Origin of the sequence: Heyndrickxia oleronia, from assembly GCF_017809215.1 — a bacterium.
Taxonomy (GTDB): Bacteria; Bacillota; Bacilli; order Bacillales; family Bacillaceae_C; genus Heyndrickxia; species Heyndrickxia oleronia.
The window spans coordinates 2,917,364-2,939,398 of the sequence record NZ_CP065424.1; the positions used below are offsets into that span (position 1 = coordinate 2,917,364).

Annotated in this window: 21 protein-coding genes, 3 riboswitches and 1 other annotated feature; of the genes, 7 read left to right on the forward strand and 14 right to left on the reverse strand. The window is 34.4% G+C overall.

Features of this window, described 5'->3' with window-relative positions; all coding sequences use genetic code 11:
- Window positions 1–47: 47 nt before the first annotated feature.
- Genes I5818_RS14670 through I5818_RS14685 form a run of 4 tightly spaced genes read right to left on the reverse strand, consistent with a single transcriptional unit; the run spans window position 48 to window position 3,491 of the window.
- Complete coding sequence (locus I5818_RS14670) at window positions 48–728, reverse strand: ABC transporter permease (RefSeq protein WP_071975697.1); 681 nt, start codon at window positions 726–728, stop codon at window positions 48–50.
- 13 nt (window positions 729–741) lie between these two features.
- Window positions 742–1,659: an osmoprotectant ABC transporter substrate-binding protein gene (locus I5818_RS14675; protein WP_058003904.1), complete on the reverse strand. Its 918-nt coding sequence runs from the start codon at window positions 1,657–1,659 to the stop codon at window positions 742–744.
- 15 nt (window positions 1,660–1,674) lie between these two features.
- Window positions 1,675–2,328: an ABC transporter permease gene (locus I5818_RS14680; RefSeq protein WP_078111326.1), complete on the reverse strand. Its 654-nt coding sequence runs from the start codon at window positions 2,326–2,328 to the stop codon at window positions 1,675–1,677.
- 11 nt (window positions 2,329–2,339) lie between these two features.
- Window positions 2,340–3,491, reverse strand: a complete 1,152-nt coding sequence (locus tag I5818_RS14685) for a betaine/proline/choline family ABC transporter ATP-binding protein (RefSeq protein WP_078111327.1) — start codon at window positions 3,489–3,491, stop codon at window positions 2,340–2,342.
- Between the two features lie 306 nt (window positions 3,492–3,797).
- Between I5818_RS14685 and I5818_RS14690 the strand changes: the two genes are divergently transcribed.
- Together I5818_RS14690 and I5818_RS14695 are read left to right on the forward strand one after the other, a co-directional pair.
- Window positions 3,798–4,352 carry a GbsR/MarR family transcriptional regulator gene (locus I5818_RS14690; protein ID WP_058003901.1) on the forward strand — a complete coding sequence of 185 codons (555 nt, stop codon included), beginning with the start codon at window positions 3,798–3,800 and terminating at the stop codon, window positions 4,350–4,352.
- 192 nt (window positions 4,353–4,544) lie between these two features.
- Window positions 4,545–4,937, forward strand: a complete 393-nt coding sequence (locus I5818_RS14695; RefSeq protein WP_058003900.1) for a thiol-disulfide oxidoreductase DCC family protein — start codon at window positions 4,545–4,547, stop codon at window positions 4,935–4,937.
- A 75-nt stretch (window positions 4,938–5,012) separates the two neighbouring features.
- Here I5818_RS14695 and I5818_RS14700 read toward each other — a convergent pair whose 3' ends face one another.
- The 4 genes from I5818_RS14700 to I5818_RS14715 all read right to left on the reverse strand — a co-directional run bounded on the left by I5818_RS14700 (window position 5,013) and on the right by I5818_RS14715 (window position 9,044).
- The gene (locus I5818_RS14700; protein WP_078110394.1) at window positions 5,013–5,450 is read right to left on the reverse strand and encodes an acyl-CoA thioesterase; all 438 of its coding nucleotides are present in this window, start codon (window positions 5,448–5,450) and stop codon (window positions 5,013–5,015) included.
- Window positions 5,451–5,694: 244 nt separating this feature from the next.
- Window positions 5,695–5,876: riboswitch (cobalamin riboswitch) on the reverse strand.
- A gap of 109 nt (window positions 5,877–5,985) precedes the next feature.
- Complete coding sequence (locus I5818_RS14705) at window positions 5,986–6,657, reverse strand: MgtC/SapB family protein (RefSeq protein WP_071975693.1); 672 nt, start codon at window positions 6,655–6,657, stop codon at window positions 5,986–5,988.
- 240 nt (window positions 6,658–6,897) lie between these two features.
- Window positions 6,898–8,109, reverse strand: a complete 1,212-nt coding sequence (locus I5818_RS14710; RefSeq protein WP_078110395.1) for an MFS transporter — start codon at window positions 8,107–8,109, stop codon at window positions 6,898–6,900.
- Window positions 8,110–8,162: 53 nt separating this feature from the next.
- Window positions 8,163–9,044, reverse strand: coding sequence for a LysR family transcriptional regulator (locus tag I5818_RS14715; RefSeq protein WP_078110399.1), 882 nt, complete (start codon window positions 9,042–9,044; stop codon window positions 8,163–8,165).
- 476 nt (window positions 9,045–9,520) lie between these two features.
- Window positions 9,521–9,793, forward strand: a binding site (T-box leader).
- A gap of 92 nt (window positions 9,794–9,885) precedes the next feature.
- Between I5818_RS14715 and metG the strand changes: the two genes are divergently transcribed.
- On the forward strand, window positions 9,886–11,511 hold the full coding sequence (gene metG, locus I5818_RS14720; protein WP_078110397.1) for a methionine--tRNA ligase: 1,626 nt from the start codon (window positions 9,886–9,888) through the stop codon (window positions 11,509–11,511).
- A gap of 15 nt (window positions 11,512–11,526) precedes the next feature.
- Here the strand turns inward: metG and I5818_RS14725 are convergent, their stop codons facing one another.
- Window positions 11,527–12,540, reverse strand: coding sequence for a C40 family peptidase (locus I5818_RS14725; protein WP_078110398.1), 1,014 nt, complete (start codon window positions 12,538–12,540; stop codon window positions 11,527–11,529).
- Window positions 12,541–12,728: 188 nt separating this feature from the next.
- Here I5818_RS14725 and I5818_RS14730 point away from each other — a divergent pair, with 188 nt between their 5' ends.
- On the forward strand, window positions 12,729–13,145 hold the full coding sequence (locus I5818_RS14730; protein WP_078111503.1) for a hypothetical protein: 417 nt from the start codon (window positions 12,729–12,731) through the stop codon (window positions 13,143–13,145).
- Window positions 13,146–13,160: 15 nt separating this feature from the next.
- Here the strand turns inward: I5818_RS14730 and I5818_RS14735 are convergent, their stop codons facing one another.
- From I5818_RS14735 to I5818_RS26290, 3 genes are all read right to left on the reverse strand, one after another.
- The gene (locus I5818_RS14735) at window positions 13,161–13,718 is read right to left on the reverse strand and encodes a ribonuclease FAU-1 family protein (RefSeq protein WP_071975690.1); all 558 of its coding nucleotides are present in this window, start codon (window positions 13,716–13,718) and stop codon (window positions 13,161–13,163) included.
- Between the two features lie 20 nt (window positions 13,719–13,738).
- Window positions 13,739–14,656 (reverse strand): Nif3-like dinuclear metal center hexameric protein, encoded by a 918-nt coding sequence (locus I5818_RS14740; RefSeq protein ID WP_078111504.1) that lies wholly within the window; start codon window positions 14,654–14,656, stop codon window positions 13,739–13,741.
- A 624-nt stretch (window positions 14,657–15,280) separates the two neighbouring features.
- Window positions 15,281–15,406, reverse strand: coding sequence for a hypothetical protein (locus tag I5818_RS26290; protein WP_257234159.1), 126 nt, complete (start codon window positions 15,404–15,406; stop codon window positions 15,281–15,283).
- 349 nt (window positions 15,407–15,755) lie between these two features.
- Here I5818_RS26290 and I5818_RS14745 point away from each other — a divergent pair, with 349 nt between their 5' ends.
- The gene (locus I5818_RS14745; RefSeq protein ID WP_078109290.1) at window positions 15,756–16,991 is read left to right on the forward strand and encodes a multidrug effflux MFS transporter; all 1,236 of its coding nucleotides are present in this window, start codon (window positions 15,756–15,758) and stop codon (window positions 16,989–16,991) included.
- Between the two features lie 351 nt (window positions 16,992–17,342).
- Window positions 17,343–17,442, forward strand: a riboswitch (purine riboswitch).
- Between the two features lie 93 nt (window positions 17,443–17,535).
- Window positions 17,536–18,705 (forward strand): MFS transporter, encoded by a 1,170-nt coding sequence (locus I5818_RS14750; RefSeq protein WP_071975687.1) that lies wholly within the window; start codon window positions 17,536–17,538, stop codon window positions 18,703–18,705.
- 44 nt (window positions 18,706–18,749) lie between these two features.
- Here I5818_RS14750 and I5818_RS14755 read toward each other — a convergent pair whose 3' ends face one another.
- Together I5818_RS14755 and tenA are read right to left on the reverse strand one after the other, a co-directional pair.
- Window positions 18,750–19,517 (reverse strand): Nif3-like dinuclear metal center hexameric protein, encoded by a 768-nt coding sequence (locus I5818_RS14755; protein ID WP_078109291.1) that lies wholly within the window; start codon window positions 19,515–19,517, stop codon window positions 18,750–18,752.
- 61 nt (window positions 19,518–19,578) lie between these two features.
- Window positions 19,579–20,238, reverse strand: coding sequence for a thiaminase II (tenA, locus tag I5818_RS14760; RefSeq protein WP_058003888.1), 660 nt, complete (start codon window positions 20,236–20,238; stop codon window positions 19,579–19,581).
- Window positions 20,239–20,319: 81 nt separating this feature from the next.
- Window positions 20,320–20,428: riboswitch (TPP riboswitch) on the reverse strand.
- 214 nt (window positions 20,429–20,642) lie between these two features.
- Between tenA and I5818_RS14765 the strand changes: the two genes are divergently transcribed.
- Entirely contained in the window at window positions 20,643–22,025 is a 1,383-nt protein-coding gene (locus I5818_RS14765; protein ID WP_209391775.1) for a tetratricopeptide repeat protein, read from the forward strand.
- The last annotated feature ends 10 nt before the right edge of the window (window positions 22,026–22,035 follow it).

The window sequence follows — 22,035 nt, forward strand, 5'->3', positions numbered from 1 at the left end:
TTCACGGGGCAGTTCAGATTGGTACATCTATTTTATTATTTATTCAATTATGCCGCTTCCTTATATTCAATTTTCAACCCTTTTTTCTTTTTTACTGGTGATAAGCTTCGTTCTAACCAACCCATGATGAGGTCAGCACCAACAGCCATTAAAGCGGTTGGAATTGCACCTGCTAAAATGATAGATGAGCCATTCGTAACATTGGTTCCTCTAACAATAATATCACCAAGACCCCCTGCACCAACAAAGGTTCCAATAGTTGCAATTCCAATGGCAACGACCAATGCTGTACGAAGACCAGCCATGATTACTGATAAGGCTAAAGGTAGTTCTACCATTCTTAGTACCTGAAATTTCGTCATTCCCATTGCCTTACCTGATTCTAATAAAAAATTATCCACATTGGTAATACCAGTATAAGTATTTTTAAGAATTGGTAAAAGTGAATAGAGAAACAAGGATAAAACCACAGTATTTGTCCCTAACCCCATTACTAACATTAATACTGATAGCATGGCTAGAGCTGGGATGGTTTGAATAATATTTGCTAGTGAAATGACCCATGAACTTAGTTTACGATAACGTGCGATGATTATGCCAAGTGGAATCGCTACAACCGCTGCAAATATTACTCCATAAGCAGACATAAGAAAGTGGCGATAAAATTGTTCCCAAACATAGCTGCCATTATGGACATAGTAGTCTAAAACACCTTGTAAAGTATCCAATCTTAGCACCTCCTCATTCTTCAAAGTAATTATTTTCTTCTAAAAACTTTTTCGCTACAACTAAAGGTTCTTTCATTTTGCCATCACTTTCATAGTTTAATTCCTGCATTTTTTCTGTACTTATTTTCCCAACTAATTTTTGCAAAATACCTTTTAGTTCAGGATGAGCTTTCAATACTTTGTTACTAGCGACTGGTGAAGCATCATATGGAGGAAAGAAATGTTTATCGTCTTCAAGTACTTTTAGTTTATACGCACTGATCCGTCCATCTGTTGTATAAGCTAGAACAACATCCATTTTCCCATTTTGTACTGCTTTATAGACTAAACCAATCTGCATGGGATACGTATGTCCAAATTCAAACCCATATTCCTTCACAAACCCCTCATAACCGTCACCTTTTCTTTTTAGCCATGAATTATCGACACCTAAGCTCAAATCATTCACTAATGGCTTTAAATCTGATACCTTTTCAATATGATTTTTTTCAGCGAAGTCTTTTGTGATGGTAAACGCATAAGAATTAGCAAATCCATATGAATCAAACCATGTTTGGTCAAACCTTTGATTAAATTCTTTTTGAACAATTTTTAGTGCCTCATTCGGATCTTTGACAGGATCCATTCCTAATGAGCCAGGAAGGTCTGTTCCCGTATAGCGAACCGAGGATATATCAATATCATGATTCACCATTGCTTTATGCATAACAATCGAAGATCCTAGATTATTAACTAGTTCTACTTTTAAATCTGTATAATGTTCAATCATTAATTTTTCCATAAAACCTAATATTTGTGATTCAGTTGTATTATGCATGCCAATCGTTATCGATTGATCCGAAGATGCACTTAAGCCTGGTAAGGAGCATCCACTTATGATCAATGAGATTGACAAAACGAACACAACTATCCAATTTCGTTTTCTTCCCATTCTCCATACCCCTTTCTACGCAGCTTCCTTCAGGTTTCGAATTCCTTTTGGCGTTGCCCAACTTTCTAATTTACCTAAGAAAACATCTACTAATAGTGCAAGGATCGTAACTGGTACTGCACCTGCAATAATAAATTCAGTTTGGTAAAGATTCAAACCACTAAAAATATAATCCCCAAGACCACCCGCACCAATAAATGATGCAAGTGTTGCCCAGCCAATTAAATAAACCGTTGATAAACGTACACCTGCCATTATCACGGGAATGGCAAGAGGGAATTCTACATAGCGAATTCTTTCCCATCCAGTCATACCCATCCCACGACCAGCCTCCAATAGATTGGCCTTTATTCCTTTTACACCAATATAGGTATTTCTTAAGATGGGTAGGACTGAATAGAAAAATAGAGCAATAATGGCTGGAACCTTTCCAACACCTAGTAAAGGAATAAAAAATGCTAAAATAGCGAGACTAGGAAAGGTTTGAACAACGCCGGCTATTCCCATTACGACACCTGCTACCTTTGGCGCTCTTGTTAAAGCAATACCAAGTGGTACAGCAACTATAATCCCAAGAAAAACGGCAATGATTGATATATAAAAATGCTGCCATGTTTTAAACAGTAATTCACTCCAGTTGCTACTTATAAATTGAATAATGCTATCCATCAAACTCCCTCCTATCCTACATGTTTTGAATGGATTTCTTCATCTGTTTCTCCCCAGATAGAATCATAGACAATATCGACAAGACTTGCTCTAGTTACGATTCCAACAAGTCGATGCCGCTCATCTACAACCGGTACGTATTTCATTCCCCTTTTTAAAATTTTCCGAACCGTATCTCTCACCAATGTATCTTTTTGTACAGCTAAAGTTTCGGTTTCAAGTACATCAGCTACTAGATTCGCTTTTTTACGGTTTTGATCGATCATCTCTACATCTATATAACCTTTTAATAGTTGATAACGATCAATGACTAAAAGAGAATCAACCCTACGGTCTTTCATAATTTGAATAGCTTCGGATAATGACTTATCTTCTGTAATGGTTATTGGTTTCGAATTCATTATTTGCTCAACGGTTTGAATATTTGGCCGCGCTTGAAGTAAACGTTCCTTTCCAATGAATTCTTCAACAAAATCATTCGCAGGTTCACGTAATATTTCATCAGGAGACCCTACTTGGACTAATTTCCCATCACGCATAATAACAATCTGATCTGCCAATTTTAGTGCTTCGTCCATATCATGCGTAACGAAAACAATTGTTTTTCCTAATGATTTCTGTAATTTTTTGAATTCATCTTGCAATGAATCTCTTGTAATAGGATCCAATGCACCAAATGGTTCATCCATTAAGATTAATGGCTGGTCTGCAGCTAGAGCCCTTAGTACCCCGATCCTTTGCTGCTGTCCACCACTTAGTTCATGTGGATAGCGATCTAAATAATCTTCTGTCATATTTACAAGTTTGAGCAGTTCTTTTGCTCGGTCACGGCGCTTTTCTTCCGGCCATTTTAATAGTTTTGGAATGAGTGATATATTTTGTTGAATGGTCATATGAGGGAATAAACCTATTTGTTGAATGACGTAGCCAATTTCACGTCTAAGTTGTACGGGATCTTTTTCTAAAATATTTTTTCCATTAATATAAATACTTCCACTTGTTGGTTCTATTAAACGGTTAATCATTTTCATCGTCGTTGTTTTCCCACAACCACTTGGACCGATAAAAACGATAAATTCGCCTGCTTTAAATTCAAGATTTAAGTCATCAACCGCTTTTTTTCCTCCCTTATATATCTTTGTAACATGATCAAATTTTAACAAATCGATACACCTCCGTAATTTTACCAATGAAACAGTTGGAACAATTAACCATTTGGTATACTATGCAATTTTTTTCGTATATGTCACTATTTAAGTATAACGTAAAGTTTGTAAAATAAAAAGTTTATAGATTGCATATATTGCATCAATTTTACATTAATATAAATAGATAAAGACTATCATCCTCTCATTTCTTACTATTCCTCCTTATTGCTTTCATTTCCTCATTCAGAAAAGATTTTATTTTTCATTGGATATATGATACATTGACTTTGTATATGAGGTAATTAAAGGAGCAAACTACCTATGGAAGAAAAGCACTTGCGAGTCATTGATCAAGCTAAGGAACAATATATTGAAAAAATTGCTGATAATATGAAGACGTATGGAGTTTCCCCTACAGTCGGTCGTATTCTTGGTATTATTTATATGAATAGAAAACCAATGACATTAGATGAGCTATCCACTGCAACTGGAATGAGTAAAACAAGAATGAGTCAAGTTGTTAGAGAGATGCTAGATATTAATATTGCTGAAAAAGTTTTTGAAAAAGGGGTTCGTAAAGATATTTATGATGTAGAAACAGATTATTACGAAACCTTTATTTCAATTTTCACCTCTAATTGGAGAAAAACGATTAACCGCAATAAAATTTTTGAAAAAAAATTAACACGTGAACTGCTGATGTTAAAAGATAATGAAGAATTATCACAGGAAGCAGAAGATCAAATCAATGAATTATTAAAGGAAATGAAAATTTGGTCGGATTATTATCAATGGCTTACTCGTTTAGTTGACTTTTTTGAAAGTGGTGAAATATTCGAGCATGTGCCAAAAACCACTGAATGGAGAGGAAAATAATTAACATATAAGCTCCGTGGTAATATACCCTTTTTATATTGAAATAAAACATAGAAAATATTTCAAGCAGTAGTTTTCATGTAAAAATCTACTGCTTTTTATTAAGCTTTTTTACTAAGTTAAATAAATATAAACGTTATAAAATTTTTCACTCTCATTATTTCCTTTCATCCTATAAAAGAAGGTGACCAATTGACTGGAATTATACTATTTGATGGAGTATGTAATTTTTGTAATGGAAGCGTACAATTTATAATAAAAAGGGACCAAAATAAATATTTTAAATTTGCTTCCCTTCAAAGCGAAGTTGGGGCGAAATTATTAATGGAGTATGGAGTAAACAGCTCACTTGACAGCTTTGTACTTATTGAGGATGGCAAATTATACACAAAATCGGAAGCGGCATTACTTGTTTGCCGAAGTCTTAATGGATTATGGAAATGGGGATATGCTTTTCGAATCATCCCACTTCCAATAAGAAATTGGATATACGAAATGATCGCGAAAAATCGTTATCGGTGGTTTGGTAAAAGGGATAGCTGTATGATCCCATCTAAGGAAGATCAGGAAAGATTCTTAGTATAGTAACCTATCAGTATGAAAAAATAAAATGGGGTCGTCTTATAAATGTAAAGAACGACTCCATTTTTATACAATCATTTAAGGCTGCTTTTTGAGTAATAACTCTTTTTCCCAATCAGCTTCCAGCATTACTTTTGGCACTGGTGTCGGTTTTCCGTTTTCATCAAGTGCTACCATTGTTAAGGTGGATGTAGTTGTTAAGCGTTTTTCTTCATCCTCTAAATTCTCACACTCGACCTTTACATAAACCTTCATCGATGTCCTCCCAGTTGAAAGGACAAATGCCTCTAAAGTCAAAATGTCGCCAACTTTTGCAGAAGAAACAAAATGAACAGCATCGATTGACGCAGTTACTACCACTTTTCGAGAGTGCTTCATTGCTGAAATAGCAGCAATTTCATCAATATACGATAAGATGGTTCCTCCAAAAATAGTTTCCATATGGTTCGTATCTGGAGGTAATACAAGTTTAGTTTGATAGGTCCTTGATACATTTACAGAAATTGTTTTCTCCATCATTTCTCCACTTTCATGTATATTTACCACTATGAAGTACAGGAGAGAAGAAATTAAAATTAAAGGTACTGACCATTTTTCTTAAGACAGATTCCCCTAACATAAAATAGATGTTTTACCTATCTTAAATGGTAAATCACATATTGTTAGCCAGTCCTAAAAATACGCTGATAGCAGAACAGACCAAATCATTAATTGTCTATTAATCTACCAATGTACGAATCTTCCCAACTCCCGAGGAAAATAAGTCGCTATAAATATGGCAGGTCTCCTGACTCGTGTATCATTCTACTTTAAGTCCTTCCCATCCAAAATTGGACAGTGGTTATCCTTATTTCGTCAACACTTACAGTTGCGGGTACAGTTCTGGAATTTCACCAGATTCCCTTTTCATTTTTGGCAAACACCATATTTATCGGCAAATATTTCACTATAGTAGTATAGAATTATCATAATATATTATGAATTGACTTACAATTTATAATTTTAAAGATTAAGTTGAAAAATATTGAACGATTTGTTCTCTTTCTGTTGCTTAATCAAATTTTATACTTTCCAGTTCAGGAATCGTTTGCAACATTTTTAATATTTCAGTCTCCTTTTTCTTCAACTTCTTTGATTTTAATTGTAAATCCACGACAAAAAGTGGATGATTATCAACCGACGTTACTTTTACCTGGTACGATTTCACATCTAAATGATTTTCGGATAAAATAGTGAGTGCCGCAGAAATCGCTTCATTTGTTCGAACATGAATCGTTAATTTATGAAACTTCGGAAAAACTGGTTGAAATAATCTACTTAAAATTTCTAAAGCAATTAATACTAAGAGCGTTCCAAAAATACTTACAATATACATGCCTGCACCTATCGCTAATCCAATTCCAGCTGTTGACCAAAGTCCAGCTGCAGTTGTTAACCCATGAACGGATTGACGTTGTATAAGAATGGTACCTGCACCTAAGAAACCAACTCCACTGATGACTCCTGCCGCAATTCGGCTTGGGTCTAATTCAATTGTTCCACTATTTACAACATCAAAAAATGCATATTTTGAAACGATCATTGCTAATGCACTTCCGACGGCCACAAGGAAATGGGTACGTAATCCTGCTTCTTTATAACGCTTTTCTCTTTCAAATCCGACAAGTGCTCCCAATATCCCCGCAATTACAAGTCTTGCAATTAATTCAAGCTCTATCATTATATATAACCCCTTTCCCCATTAATTTATGGCTTTGATGATTATGCTATTACAAATCTAACATACATCCATTTTTCCTTTCTAAAGGTTTGATTAGGTTTCATTCTCACAAGCAAAACTAAGTCACATCTATTTATATATGTTTTATTAGTTTATCCTACTTAAAAAATAAAAAAACGAGTGTATAAAAATATACACTCGATCTTAGTTGCAAGCTCTTAAAATAGAAATCCTGCATTTAATTTATAACTTTTGCGATGAAAGTTGCAATTTTCTTTTGGCAATCGTTCCTAAACGCACAGATAATCCTATTGCAATAATTGTAAAGACTATAATCATTACTATTACACCAATCCAACCAAAATCACTATAGAACATACCTCCCACAGTACCACCTATACTTGAACCTATATAGTAAAAGAATAAATAAAGTGACGAGGCTTGTGCTTTATCATGTGTCGATAATTTGCCAACCCAGCCACTTGCAATGGAGTGTCCTGCAAAAAATCCAAAGGTAAAAACGGCTATTCCAATGATTTTTAACCAAAGATTTGTATTTAACGTGATACATGCTCCAATTAACAAAATTAATAAAGATAATTGCAATATCTTTCGTCTACCATGCTGATCAGCAAGCATTCCCATCCATGTCGAACTAAACGTTCCAACAATATATACAATAAAAATAAAACCGACGATTGTCTGACTTAATGAATACGGAGGAGCAATTAATTGAAAGCCAATATAATTATAAAGTGATACAAAGCTTCCCATTAATAGAAATCCAGTCCCAAATAAATAGATTAATCCTGGCTCATTAAATTGACTAATTAAAGATTTTCCTAATTTAACAACAGCAAATTTACGCGGTTGGAAATGAGCTGATGTTGGTAATGTAAACCAAAATAATAAACTTGCCATTAAACTAATAATACCAATACCAATAAGGGCAATATGCCAATTAAAATAATCGGTCAATACTCCACTAATAATTCGTCCTCCCATACCACCGATTGAGTTTCCACTAATGTATAATCCCATTGCCATCCCTAAGCTCTTAGGGTCGATTTCCTCACCTAAATACGCCATTGCGATGGCTGGCAACCCCGCTAGAACTATTCCCTGTAATATTCTACAAAGAAGTAATAAATGAAAGTTTGGACTTAATGCTGTAATTATAGCTAAAATCGATGATGCTATTAGGGAGATGGTCATGACCGATTTTCTTCCGAATACTTCTGATAACGAGCCAACTACTAGCATACTTATTGCTAATGCAATCGTAGTAGATGATAAAGTTAAACTAGAAACCGCAGGTGAAATGTGGAACTCATTTGCTATTTCAGGAAGTAATGGCTGTGTACTCCAAAGGATCGCAAATGTATTAAACCCTCCAGCAAACAATGCTAAATTGGCCATTCGAAAACTTTTTGTTCCACGTTTTATATAACTCATGATGCGTCTTACTCCTTTATAATTACCAATGTCTTTTTGAGGTTATGAACTATTTAATCCATCTTAACTTTATTTTTTACATATTCAATGAACCTTTTTGTAACGGGTGATATATAGCGCCCTTCTTTCCAAGCAATACCGATTGTCCTTTCACAGATGGGATGGATAATTTGAATTAGTTTAACCTTTGATTTATCTAAAATCGTTAAGTCCGGCACTAATGAAACTCCTAATTTAGCGGCAACTAAACCTGCTACCGTTCCAATCTCATCCCCTTCAAATACTACTTGTGGAATAAACTCAGCTTCCTTACAAAGCTGGTCAGTAATGGTACGTAAGCCATATCCATTTTTAAAAGCAATGAATGGCTCATCTTTAATCAAATGTAAATCGATTTCATCTAATTTTGCTAAGGGATGATGAATTGAAACAATTAAATATAATTCTTCCCTTAATAATGGCTGACGAATAATCCCCGCCTGATCTTGGTCAAAAGAAACAAGTGCAACCTCAGTTTCACCAGCGTCTAATTGCTCCAATACATGCTGTGATGATGCCTGATTTAATCGGAATTTCACACTTGGATATTCGCCCTGAAATGAGCTTACCAATTTAGGCACAAAACTCACGCCTAGCGAGTGTAAAAAGGATAATGAAATAGTTCCACGGTCAGGATGAATGCTATCCTGAATTTCTTGAACCCCCATTTCAATTTCTTTAATCGAACGCTCTACACGCTCGAGAAACATTTTTCCATATTGGTTTAAACTAATATTTCTTCCTTTTCGATCAAAAAGTTGCACGCCTAGCTCCTCTTCCAGCTTAGCAATAGATCGACTAAGGGCGGGTTGGGAAACCGAAAGCAATTCTGCCGCTCGAGTAAAGTGCTGTGTGCTTGCAACTACTTGAAAGTACTGAATTTGATGCCATTCCATCCGTTCACCCTCATTTACAGCTTTGTTCATTCAACTTCATCATACTCCTGAACACTCATAACTTCCAATTGTAAATTTGCATGATATTTATGCATATTGGTTATGTAGGCAACAAATATTATTAATACAATATGATGATCATAAAAAACACCCTCCTGCGAAATAAATTAATGGCAAAAGAGTGGTATATCTTTTTATAAGTATTTTACTAAGGCATTGTTTTCAAACATTGTTGCTATTTATAGTTAAGTTTTAACGAATAATGATCAGAAGAAGACCGCTACACCTTTTTTTTCAGTGAAAAGAGTTCCAAAAGCCCATAAGAATTGCCCAATCCTTTATTGGATGTAAGTGCCAGTAGTTTGGCTTTTTCCAAATGCAACAAGCTTAACGATATCAGCAAATTTAATAAATTTACTAGTAAATAGACTTTACCTTTCTGAACATTTTGTATATAATACAAGAAATTTATCATTATTATTGCTTTGACGAGGAAAAGTAAAATGAGGATGTTTTCACCAGAGAGCTTCGGGAGCTGAAAAGAAGCAAAACGATTCATTTGAACAATGGCCTCTGAGCTTCGAGCTGAACGTATGTATCCATATTAGTAGGTCCAGACGGGTATTGCTACTCGTTATCAAAAGCACAGTATCAAAGCTTTTTTCTTGCTTTCGTACTTGTCGAGACTAATAGCGTGAGCTATTAGTAAATAAAGGTGGTATCACGGGGAACCCAGCCTCGTCCTTATTTGCTTAACAGCAGATTAGGGCGAGGATTTTTTTATTTTTGGAGTTCTGCATTAGAGAAATAGTGAAGAACAACTATAAAAGGAGGAAATGATATGAATGTATTTATTGGTGGGGCTTGGCCATATGCAAATGGTTCATTACATCTTGGTCATATCGCCAGTTTATTACCAGGTGATATTTTAGCAAGATATTTCCGATTGGCTGGTAGAAATGTTTTATATGTATCTGGGAGTGATTGTAATGGTACACCTATAGCTATACGTGCTAAGGAGGAACAAACAACTCCTAAACAGATTGCTGATTATTATCACAAAGAATTTGTAGAATGCTTTTCAAAGCTTGGATTTACTTATGACCTCTATACAAGAACAGATTCATCTCATCATCATCAAATAGCACAGAAAATCTTTTTGGAGCTGCTTGAAAACAATTTTATTTATAAAAAAGAAATTGAACAAACCTATTGTGAGGCTTGTTCTCAATTTTTACCTGACCGGTATGTTGAAGGTATATGCCCAAAGTGTGGGAATGCTGCTCGAGGTGATCAATGTGATCATTGTTCTACTATTTTGGATCCCATTGACCTACTAGAGAAAACTTGCAAAATTTGTGGAACGATACCTGAAATAAGAAAAACCGAGCATTTTTATTTTTCATTAAGCAAATTTCAAGAAAGTCTAGAACTTTATGTTGCTAATGCTAAAACACATCATTCTTGGCGTGAGAACGCCATTCAATTAACAAATCGTTATTTTAAGGAAGGTCTACATGATCGGGCGGTTTCCCGTGATTTACCTGTGGGAATCAATATCCCTGTAAAAGGGTATGAAGATAAAAAAATTTATGTTTGGATTGAAGCTGTTGCTGGCTATCTCTCAGCTAGTATACAGTGGGGAAAAGAGCATCAAGTTGATGATGCAAAATTTTGGGATGAACATTCAATATCCTACTATGTTCATGGAAAAGATAATATTCCATTTCATACCATTATTTGGCCAGCCATTTTAATGGGAATTAAAAAATCATTACCTACACATATCGTTTCGAACGAATATTTAACGATTGAAAAAAAGAAATTATCTACCAGTAGAAATTGGGCGGTTTGGGTCCCTGATTTAATCGAACGATACCACCCAGATTCAATTCGTTATTTCCTAACCATTAATGCTCCAGAAAATAAAGATACTGATTTTTCCTGGCGTGAGTTTATATATAGTCATAATAGTGAGCTGTTAGGTACTTATGGAAATTTTGTACATCGATCATTAAAATTTATAGAAAAATATTATTCAAGTGTTGTTCCAGATGGAAACATTGATCCTTATTTCGATAGTAAAATCGCTAATCTCTATAAATCCGTTGGCCTTCACATTGAAGATGCTCACTTTAAGAGATCTTTGGAGATCATTTTTGATTTTATAAGGGAGGCGAATAAATACTTCGACCAAGAACAACCTTGGAAACAGATTCAAGAGGATAAAAATGCATGTAATAACACTCTTGCCAATTGCGTTTTTATCATTGCAAATTTAGCACAGTTATTGGAGCCTTTTCTCCCCTTTTCCTCTACTAAATTATTTAAAAAATTAAAAATTGCCAATCCGGTTTGGCAAACAATAAAAATTAAATCTCAACATTTAGAAATGATCGAGCCATTATTTGAACGAATCGACATCAATCAAATAGAATATGAACGGGGAAAATTACTGAACCCATAAATAATTACCAGGCACCTAGATATATCTACGTGCCCCGGCAAATTCTTTTTTGTAAGAAGGTGTATCAATAGGAATGATTTCGACTTGTTTTCCTGCCTCAGGTGAGTGTATCATTTTTCCATTACCAATGTACATGGCAACATGATGGACTTTTCCTTTTCCATGATTAGTGGCAAAAAATAGTAGATCACCTGGTTGAAGATTTGTTTTTAAAACAGGTTTACCTCTTTTATATTGCTCAGAGGCATCTCTTGGTAAGTGCATGCCATAAGATTTATAAATGGAAAAAGTAAAACCAGAACAATCAAAACCGTAGGCAGAAGTACCTGACCAAAGATAAGAAAGTCCTAAAAATTGCTTGGCCGTCATGACAAGATCAGTACCCGTTGGCTTCGGAAATTCTGCTTTAGAGGTGTAAATATTCACATCTGTTTTTTTTACCCATTTGACTTGATTCGTTGGTGTATTAACCTGAACCCAATTCTGCTCCTCACTTATAACAGGTAGTTTTGTATTAAAGCTTATTTCCAAATCTTTTTTCTGTTTATCATCATATAAATGGGTTGTTCTTGCTTTAACGATGGCAACCGGGCATTTTTCATATTTTAATAGTCCTGTATGAATTTGTTCTTTAGGCAGCCATCCAAGATATCCATACTTATTTTTAACAGTTGCCTGGTCCTTAATCGCAATTTGTACCCATTCTCCTTTAGTCCCTAAAATTTGAACCTCTTGCCCATATAATGCTTGACTCTCAGTTTTACCGGTTAACCAAATCCGTTTCTGTACATTTGACATACTGCTAGTCCATTTTCTCATGTCAACCGGAATGGACAATACTGACTGATCAATGGATCGTTTTGAACCCGGTTCTTTCCAAAGAGTAGCCACAGGTACATTGATATAGCTTTTTTTCACTACTGATGATTGATTACACTCAGAACTAGTTATAGCTTCTGCAGTGTTATTTCCTATAGAAAATACAAATGAAAGAAAAAGTGCAAGAATACTAGTTTTCAACCACTTCATCCCTTTCGCCTCCTTCTCATAAAATTTTGCAATTATAAAAAAATATAACATACAAAGGAGGAAACATGTATTGTTTTTGGATATATCTACCTTATACTATAAATATATGTGATGAAAGAAATAAATAGATGCATCTATTACGGAACTTTTTATGGTAACTTTCGTACATATACTAAGGAGTGGGATTAATGAAAAGACCAATAGGTATAAGCATAATTAGCTATTACTATATTTATGGAGCATTTATTTTATTTATAACATCCATCTTCTATGAATCACATATAAATGAAATCGGCATTTCAGATAGATTTGGTTTAACTCACGTACCCGAACAATTCATGAGATTGGTTGTTGCCTCTATAACATTAATTATCATTTATGGATATATGAAATTAAAAAAATGGGGATTTTGGTTAATGATTGTGTATTCTATTCTTTTTGGGACTATAAGTCTAGTTCTGACATTAACCTATAACCAGCAACCTTATATTGGCAATATGATCTGGTCTTTTATTGTATTACTTTATACTTTATATACACACAAATCTTTCAAACACAGAAAAGGATGCGAGTCCAAAGCTGATTCTAATTACGTAATTAGATAAAAAATAGACCAAGCACTAAGACAATGTGCTTGATCCATTTGTTTTCAGTATGTAGTCTCTATACTCTTTTGCTAGATGCAAAGACGAAAAGGTACCTTCTTTTATCTGTTCCACAATTTCCTTCGCTTCATTCCAGGCTAAATTGTATAAGTACTTATCAATAATTCCATTAGCCAAAGCCTCTTCCAATTCGTCTGAATCCTGTTGAATAATTTCTCCCGAAGGAAGAACGATGAGGTCTAGGTATAAATCATCCCAAAATGGACGACCATTCTCAACTCCATTTTTTAGACAAATATCAATATACCATTGAATAATTTCCCCTTTGTCATTAAACATTGTTGTTACAGCGTGATGCTTATCTTTTGGAAATTGCTGAAGCCATGAGTATGCATTATCGGCAATGCACAACATTTTTTCTCCATAATTAATGTACAATGGTTCTTTTACTTTAATCATTTTCAAGAAGGATAAATAACCTTCGAATGTTTCGGTCTGTACAAATGTTTGGATGTACTCTCTCTCCGTAATACGCTTCCATCCCAGACGATCCCCAAATTTTCTCTTTAACATCTAATCCCCCTTATTCAACGTTAAAGCCACCATTGTTCCTGTGGTAGCAACACAGTCTGAATACTAAATGAATCTTCAAACCAACTTTTCATTAATGTCCTCATTACTAAATATTCTGAAGCTGAATGAGAAACCCCTATAAGTGACATGGTTGTATTTGGGACATATGCAAGCATTTGACTATATTTCATCCTTCCATATTCATTATCAATATGACAATGAATTTCACCTGTTATATAGGCTTGTGCTCCCTTCTTTTCTGCTTCCTTCATCCAGTCTACTTTGTCTCCGCAGCCAGCAATAATAGCAATCGTTTCAATTGACTCTAGCTGTTTACCTTCGAAATCAACATATGGAATACAAAATTTGTCCTTTAGTGTTTCAATAAGTTGATCTGTATCGGTTTTTTGAATCTCACAAAGCAATATTAGGTTTTGATTTTTCTCATTTGGAAGGTATCCATCCACAATTTTTGCATGTAAAGTCTGTGCTATAGCAATACTTGTCCCAAGCCTTTGATGATAGTCTAACGGCTCATGACAGGTATACACAGATAATCTTTTCTTTTTCATTGCCAATAAGTATTTTTCAGGAATCGGGACAAACCCTCTACCTGATTTACCGTTTGGATCACCACATTCCATTAATAATGGATGATGCATGAAAAGAAGATCCCCTTCTTTACTCTCATCAATGAATCGAGTTAATACATCTTCAGTAGGAAAAACAGCTAAAAAAACGTTTTCAACTTCAGCACTTCCTCTGAGCATAAGTCCGTTGAAAAGCTGTGCAAACTCGTTTTCAAAAACTGATGTCCAATCAAATTGTAACGGATCATAAACGGCTGGAATAAATCGACTAAAACCTGGATCACTTCCATAGGAATGGATATCCAGCTCACTATTTAATTGATGTACTATCTGATCTAGTAAAACCATATTCCCTTCTCCTCTCATTGTAAAGCTCAATATGAATCACTGCATTCATGATATAAAAGTATTCAGCTCTACACGTTATAACCAATATTTATATGAACTGCAGTTTATATTTATCGTACATGTTCAAGTGAATTCCCTAAATGAATATCTTCTAAATTAAAAAAAGCATTGAAATACTTTCATTTTAACATTTCGTAAAATTATATAAATACAAAAAATTATTATCATAGTCAATTAACTATTAAAAAAGTAAAAAAGTAACCTTTTACCGAAAAGATTACTTTATTTATAAATTTTTATTAATTCGTCTTTTTCTCGTGTTATATGTCAAAAGACTAGAACCATAAAGGTAACGAGCCACACTCTTCCTTAGAATGAAACCATCTTTCTATGTATAAATTATCGAAAGAAGGTGTACTCCCTTTACTTTTCGCTGTTTTTGTAAAGTTTGTTTTTTATTGCAAAAGCCCCAAGGTAGACTTTACACTCAATAAAGGATTCAAACATTCTTATGGAGTTTGCAGCTCTTTTCTCAGTGAAATGAAAGTATAGTAGTAAATAGTTAATAGATAGTTAATAGATAGTTAATAGATAATCTTAACTAACAATGTTGGTAGAGGTGCATTACTTCTTTATAGGAGTAACAACTGCGAATAAACTATCTGTTGGATCAGATACTTTTACTTCAATGATTTTATATCCATCTTTGCCTTCGTTTTCCCTTGTTATTTTCAATTGAATATCGCTCATTTCAATTTCTCCTCCTTAAAATTTCTCACAGTAGGCATTATATGAAAAAGCTTAAAAAAGGTTCCAATAATTTTTAAAATTTCTCAAGTTTTTTTTCGATTAAATAAAATCATCTAATACTTTATGTACAGAATAAAATAGGGCAGAGTAAAAACATTTTAATGTTTACCCCAAAATTAAATCAGGTTATAATGAAAATTATGTAATTTCGGATATCGAAATGAATTGTGCTTATTTGATAACAAAAAGGTCATTACTGGAGGTGAAAAAATCAACTGATAGGTCTGTTATAGCATGTAAATAAGTACCTACAAAAAAACTAATTTAATGATTGAAAGGCGAGGAAAAATTGAATACACCTAGTGGAAAACAACGAATCCAACTTGCTTTACTTTTAGGATCACTTGGTCTTTTAGGGCCTTTTACAATAGACACATATTTACCATCCTTTCCTACTATTGTAAAAGATTATCAAACTACTGCTTCACTTGTACAAATCAGTTTAACTGCATGTTTATTAGGACTAGGATTAGGGCAATTATTTATTGGCCCCTTGAGCGATGTAAAGGGCCGTCGAAAGCCATTGCTATTTTTTCTATGCTTATACTTATTAGCTTCTTTAACTTGTTCCTTTGCCCCTAATATTTATTTCCTTATAGTGGCACGCTTCGTCCAAGGCTTTTCTGCAGCAGGTGGTCTTGTAGTCTCCAGAGCTGTAGTAAGAGATTTATTTAGTGGAAAGGAATTAACTAAATTTTTTACCTTAATGGTGTTAGTTGGTAATCTTGGACCAATTGTAGCACCAGTTGCTGGTGGAATCATCCTTTCATTTACCAAATGGAATGGAGTTTTTATTGTTTTAGCCTGTATTGTTGCTATATTAATCTTCACAGTTTCATTGAAGCTTAAAGAAACATTGCCAGTAGAAAAACGAGTTCCAAGTAACTTACCTCAGCTACTGAGCAATTTTGGCTCCTTATTTAAGGACCGAGCGTTTATGGGATATGCATTCACTCAAGGCTTTACAACTGCAGGGATTTTTGCCTATGTGTCCGGAATTCCGTTTGTCTATCAAAATATTTATCATGTCACTCCCCAACAGTTCAGTCTTTTATTTGGTGTGAATGGTTTGGCGCTTATTATTGGAAGTCAATCGGTTGGGCGCTTGACAGATAGAATTTCGGAGCGAACGTTCTTAAAGATTGGGTTAGCGATCTCAAATTTAGCTGGAGTATGCTTATTAATCTCGCTTCTTTTAAAAGCACCACTCATCGCTGTTGCTATTCCGATTTTCTTTTTTGTCTTATCTATCAGTATCATCGGTACAACATCTTTTACATTAGCTATTGAGTCACAAGGACATATTGCTGGTAGTGCCTCAGCATTATTGGGATTATTACCATTCGTACTTGGCTCGTTAAGTGCCCCACTGGTCGGAATAGCTGGATCATACACTGGAATTCCAATGGGAGTAACAATCTTTAGCGCTAGCCTTTTGGCATTTCTTTCCTATTTTGTTTTAGTCAGGAGAGCTTCGATTCGGGTGCCGGGTTCGCAAACTTCGGAACAAGTTTCTAAGTTATAGTTTGGGAATAGCAAGCAATTGGACAATAACAAAAAATCACGACAAAAAGTACCCAAGTAAAGATGATTCACTTGGGTATTTTTCGTCCAATGTAAGACTTGACCATTGGTATATTCAGTTAAGTCCAAACAGAATGAGGCAGTTTGGTCTGTATGTTAAACATATAACTCAACTTTTCGGTGCTAAGAATTTATTACTCTTACTTCTAACATATTTTTGGAACCCAATAATGTTCAGTGATTTCCATTCACTATTTTGAATTAAATAAATTCGTTTGCAAAAAATTATTCCAAAAAAAATAAGGTTTTACTTGAAAATTAAAATAAAGCATAGTAAAATGTCCAAAGTGATCATTTAAAATACTATATTACCTGTATAACTTCTAGAATATGGCTAGAGGGTCTCTACCAGGAACCATAAAATCCTGATTACAGAAAATGAACTATTCATTTTTTGTAATCAGGATTTTTTTGTTCTCTGTAAAAAAATCCATTAATCCTATTCCTATTACTACCAATTTATTAGAAAGGATGTTAAGTAATCTATGAATTATAAAGTTTTTATACTAGCTTTATCAACGATCGCTGTTGGATTAGTTGAATTGATTGTCGGCGGGATATTACCAACGATCGCTGACGACTTTAACATTTCGTTAAGTACTGCTGGACAGCTGATTACAGTGTTTGCTCTTATTTATGCCATTGCTGGCCCAGTTCTGCTTGTATTAACCAATAAAATCGAACGTAAAAAATTATATCTTGTTTCTTTGTTTGTATTTTTCCTTGGTAATGTCATAACCTATTTTAGTCCAAATTTCACTTTTATGATGGTTGCTAGGGTTTTGACGGCAATGAGTACTGCACTTATCGTCGTACTTTCTTTGACAATTGCTGCGAAAGTTGTTGCTCCGACTCATCGGGCAAAGGCATTAGGTCTCATTTTTATGGGTATTAGTTCTTCACTTGTTTTGGGTGTACCACTAGGAATTTTGATTTCCAGTACATTCGGATGGCGTATAATTTTCCTTGGAATCGCAGTATTATCAATAGGATCTATGGTGTTAATTTCACTATTTTTAGAAAGAATTCCAGGAGAAAGAACAATACCACTTGTTCAACAATTAAAAGCAGTAGGAAGTGCAAAATTAGGCACTGCGCATCTAGCTACTATGTTTATGCTTGCAGGTCATTATACACTTTACGCGTATTTCACACCATTTTTGGAAAAAAATCTGCATCTGAATTCCTATTGGATTAGTATTTGTTATTTTGTATTTGGAATTGCAGCCGTCTGTGGTGGGGCTATAGGTGGAACTCTATCGGATAGGATAGGTGCGAAAAAATGTATTATTCTTGTCATTAGCACATTTGCCATTGTACTATGCTTATTACCTTTTACAACTTTTTCCCTTGTTTTATTCATTCCTATAATGATGATCTGGGGCGCATTAAGTTGGAGTCTGTCACCACCTCAGCAAAGCTATTTGATACAAACCGACCCGGCAACATCCGATATACAGCAAAGCTTTAATAATTCAGCCTTACAGATTGGCATTTCACTTGGATCTGCAATAGGAGGAATTGTATTAAACAAAACCGGATCGGTAACAAGTACAGCCTGGGTTGGAAGTGCTGTTGTCATTATCGCCTTACTATGTGCAATCTTTTCTTTAACTAGACCGGCAATCACTAGAGAAACATCAACTGTTTCTTGAAAACATGGGAAACATGGGGACGGTTCTAGTGCTTCGAAGAAGCATTAGAACCGTCCCTTTGCTTCAAAATGTTCCTCTTCCAATCGAATAATTTCAATTTGGGGATTTAGGTCTTTTAATTTTTTCGCTAAGCTTTCGATTCCAAAGATTTCGGTAAATGTATGACTCCCTGCGATTAGATTGATCCTGGCAAACTTGGCATATTGAATTGCATATAGTGTTGCTTCTCCAGTTATGTATGTATCGCATCCTGCTTCTAGGGCACGTTTTATTACTGTTGTAGAGTCACCAGCCCCTGTTAAAACAGCAATTGTTTTAATCATCTGATCATTATTTTTCCATGCACTCACTGGTTCGTTTAAATTTTCAGACATCAGTTTAACAAGGTTTGTAAATGAAATAGGATGATTAAATAATCCTATAGAAGGGAACTCATTTCCATTTTCATAGTGAGAGTACTGTTTAATCACATCTACCTCAAGAATATTCATTAACGATGTACATGTCCCAAACTCAATGTAGTCAAGTGGTGCATGAATAAAGAAATGAGTAATATTATTTTCTTCAAGCTTCTTCATACACTGCTCTTTCATACCATACAAAAAGTCCCATGCATCATGATGAGTAATCATTAAATCAACATGATTCAGTGCAGCTTCTTGGATCGTTTCTAAAGTTAAATTTGTTGCGTAACCAATTTTTGAAAATGATGTTTTGGAAATAAAGGTAAATCCATACTCATCATCTTCATGTTTTACTAATTCATCACCAAATAAATCCTTAATCTGCATTTGAAATTGTTCTAAGTTCATTAGTCCTATCCCCTCAACGGGGACGGTTCTAGTGCTTCAAAGAAGCACTAGAACCGTCCCTTTACTTCCAAGTCTCCATTGTATAAGCCATTTCCCAAAAGCAATATTCATAATACGCACTCCTCCAAAAGAATTCTTTCATTTCGGATCGTTCTTCTTCTGAAGATGCTTCAGCGAGTTCATCTATTCGTTGTATTTGCTCAGTTACAAGCTCCCTGAACCAATCACCGTTATAAGCGGCTATCCATTCTTGGTAAATCATTTCACCTGGTTGACAATCCTTCAAATAGTTTCCTATATCTAAGTACAACCAATAACAAGGTAAAATAGCTGCGATTATATAACCCAATTTCCCGCTTTGAACAGCTCGATACATATGAGAGGTATAAGCATATGCTGTTGGTGCAGGTTTAAAGGCTTTTCTTTCTTCCTCTGATATTTCGAGTAGAACAGAAAATTTACGATGTAAAGACATTTCAGCTTCGTATGTACCTTGTGCATGATTAGCCATCCGATTTGTTGTATATAAATCCCTTGATACAGCTGCACCATATGATTGAACTCTAGCAAAATTAGATAAGTAATAGGAATCCTGTAAAACATAAAAACGGAATTTTTCTATTTCTAATTTGCCATTACCTATTCCTTGTACAAATGGATGTTGAAGGCTTGCATCCCACCATTTTTTTGCTTCCTTTCGGCATTCCTTTGCAAATGACATACTCCCTCTTCCTTTCCAAAAATAAAAAACCACTTATCACATACAGGGAAGTGGTTAGAAGACAGAATAAAGATGGAAATATATCCTTCTGCTCCACTTCCCTCCGCTAGTATCAACTAGATCAGGTTCAAAGGGTCTTAAAGTTGAACTTTAATCTCAGCCCTTAATAAAGGCTCCCCTAGTGGTCATTATTATCTTATTGTCATAATCATCCTAACATACAAAAAATATTATTCAAAGGTTTTTTTCCCTACCTATAATATAATTTCAATGGAAAATTATAGAGTTTACTTGTAGATAATCGCCCAAACATCGTACTCAGCTCCAATCTTCTCTTTCCAACATATTATTCTTCTTAATTTTTATGATATAATGATACCGGACATAAAATGAGGAGGATTCCTATGAGCCAACAAACTATTCAGATATCAAAGAAAAACCAAATTATTGAACTTCGTATCACACAGATGGCTATATATTTACAAAGTAAAATCATTGAAGCTATGGATAACGAAAAACATATTTACTATCTTTTCTTCTATAAAAATCACTATCTAACTTACGTTAAACCCTCCAAACTCAAACGAAAATCTTTTATTAGTGAAGCATTAACTAAAGGTCTAATCTTACCACCTAATCACCCACTAGTCTTTTCTTCCATTACACTAGAACATCCATTTAAGAAGTATTCCTTTCAACAACTAATTAAAAAAGCCGAAAATCTTTTTACTCCACAAGAAGTTGCCTTTCTTACAACCTTTTTTGAATCATTTATTTCGAAGAAGACCATTTTTTCCTACATACAAACGATCTTTTATGATTACCGTCGCAATGGCAAAATGTTTTCAAGTTATCGTATTCTTCGAATCCTGATGGATTTTTGCCCAAATGAGAGCTGGGTAAAAGGTATTGCAAGTGACTTAAATTTTATTAAATATAGCAAGCTATATGATCAATTAGCAGATGTATTAATCGATAAAGATCCACTCTACTTTGAAAATCGACTTTTTCAATTAAAAGAAAATAAACAGGAATATCAAAGGCTAGAGCAATTATTAAAACATCAATCTAGATGGATGGACTTAATTCGATTCTATCTACAAACTATTAATAAGGAAAATTATCCATCACTTCTCCAATTCATTCAAATACATTTACCGAAAGAAGATGTAATCTCAGTATTAGAGGATTTAATCCAAAAAGAGCAGCACATTCCAGAATTAATTGATGATCTATTTGATTTGTATATAGAAAATAAAGATGCAGAGAAGATCATTCAACTATTAATTCGCAGCAAACTTTCCTTAACTACCTCACAAACCCAAGCTTTTGAAGAGATACTAAATGAAGTGAATCTAAATCCTAGGTATTTTCAATCCGAACAAATGGATTCAATCTTAGCACCACTGTTTCATATAAATCCTGCAAAAGCTAAAATTTTTCTTCACCAATTCATTACTTTACTACTAAAAGAACAGAATATTGATTCCATTATTGAATACCTTGAACCACTAAAAGGCTGTATTCCTGCAATACCCATCTTGAAAAAAATCGAGCAAATGCAGAAGCTTTCAAACGATCCTGATCAACAATTCTTACTCGGCCAATTATTTTATGAATTTGGACAATATGATCAAGCAATTGATTGTTTTAGCTGGGAAATGGAACTAAAAGCTTATGATCCGAAACCTGTTAAATGGCTAGCAAAGCTATATAACGAAATTGGAATGAATCAAGAGCATCAAGCCTACACACAATTATATATAGATATGCAAAAAAGAGCTTAGAGAAAAAATG

What these genes read in the sequence shown, in the direction of transcription:
- I5818_RS14675 (WP_058003904.1), bottom strand. Translation starts at nt 1,659, where the DNA reads ATGGGAAGAAAACGAAATTGGATAGTTGTGTTCGTTTTGTCAATCTCA.
- I5818_RS14680 (WP_078111326.1), bottom strand. Translation starts at nt 2,328, where the DNA reads ATGGATAGCATTATTCAATTTATAAGTAGCAACTGGAGTGAATTACTG.
- I5818_RS14690 (WP_058003901.1), top strand. Translation starts at nt 3,798, where the DNA reads ATGGAAGAAAAGCACTTGCGAGTCATTGATCAAGCTAAGGAACAATAT.
- I5818_RS14700 (WP_078110394.1), bottom strand. Translation starts at nt 5,450, where the DNA reads ATGGAGAAAACAATTTCTGTAAATGTATCAAGGACCTATCAAACTAAA.
- I5818_RS14710 (WP_078110395.1), bottom strand. Translation starts at nt 8,109, where the DNA reads ATGAGTTATATAAAACGTGGAACAAAAAGTTTTCGAATGGCCAATTTA.
- I5818_RS14715 (WP_078110399.1), bottom strand. Translation starts at nt 9,044, where the DNA reads ATGGAATGGCATCAAATTCAGTACTTTCAAGTAGTTGCAAGCACACAG.
- metG (WP_078110397.1), top strand. Translation starts at nt 9,886, where the DNA reads ATGAATGTATTTATTGGTGGGGCTTGGCCATATGCAAATGGTTCATTA.
- I5818_RS14725 (WP_078110398.1), bottom strand. Translation starts at nt 12,540, where the DNA reads ATGAAGTGGTTGAAAACTAGTATTCTTGCACTTTTTCTTTCATTTGTA.
- I5818_RS14730 (WP_078111503.1), top strand. Translation starts at nt 12,729, where the DNA reads ATGAAAAGACCAATAGGTATAAGCATAATTAGCTATTACTATATTTAT.
- I5818_RS14735 (WP_071975690.1), bottom strand. Translation starts at nt 13,718, where the DNA reads ATGTTAAAGAGAAAATTTGGGGATCGTCTGGGATGGAAGCGTATTACG.
- I5818_RS14740 (WP_078111504.1), bottom strand. Translation starts at nt 14,656, where the DNA reads ATGGTTTTACTAGATCAGATAGTACATCAATTAAATAGTGAGCTGGAT.
- I5818_RS26290 (WP_257234159.1), bottom strand. Translation starts at nt 15,406, where the DNA reads ATGAGCGATATTCAATTGAAAATAACAAGGGAAAACGAAGGCAAAGAT.
- I5818_RS14750 (WP_071975687.1), top strand. Translation starts at nt 17,536, where the DNA reads ATGAATTATAAAGTTTTTATACTAGCTTTATCAACGATCGCTGTTGGA.
- I5818_RS14755 (WP_078109291.1), bottom strand. Translation starts at nt 19,517, where the DNA reads ATGAACTTAGAACAATTTCAAATGCAGATTAAGGATTTATTTGGTGAT.
- tenA (WP_058003888.1), bottom strand. Translation starts at nt 20,238, where the DNA reads ATGTCATTTGCAAAGGAATGCCGAAAGGAAGCAAAAAAATGGTGGGAT.
- I5818_RS14765 (WP_209391775.1), top strand. Translation starts at nt 20,643, where the DNA reads ATGAGCCAACAAACTATTCAGATATCAAAGAAAAACCAAATTATTGAA.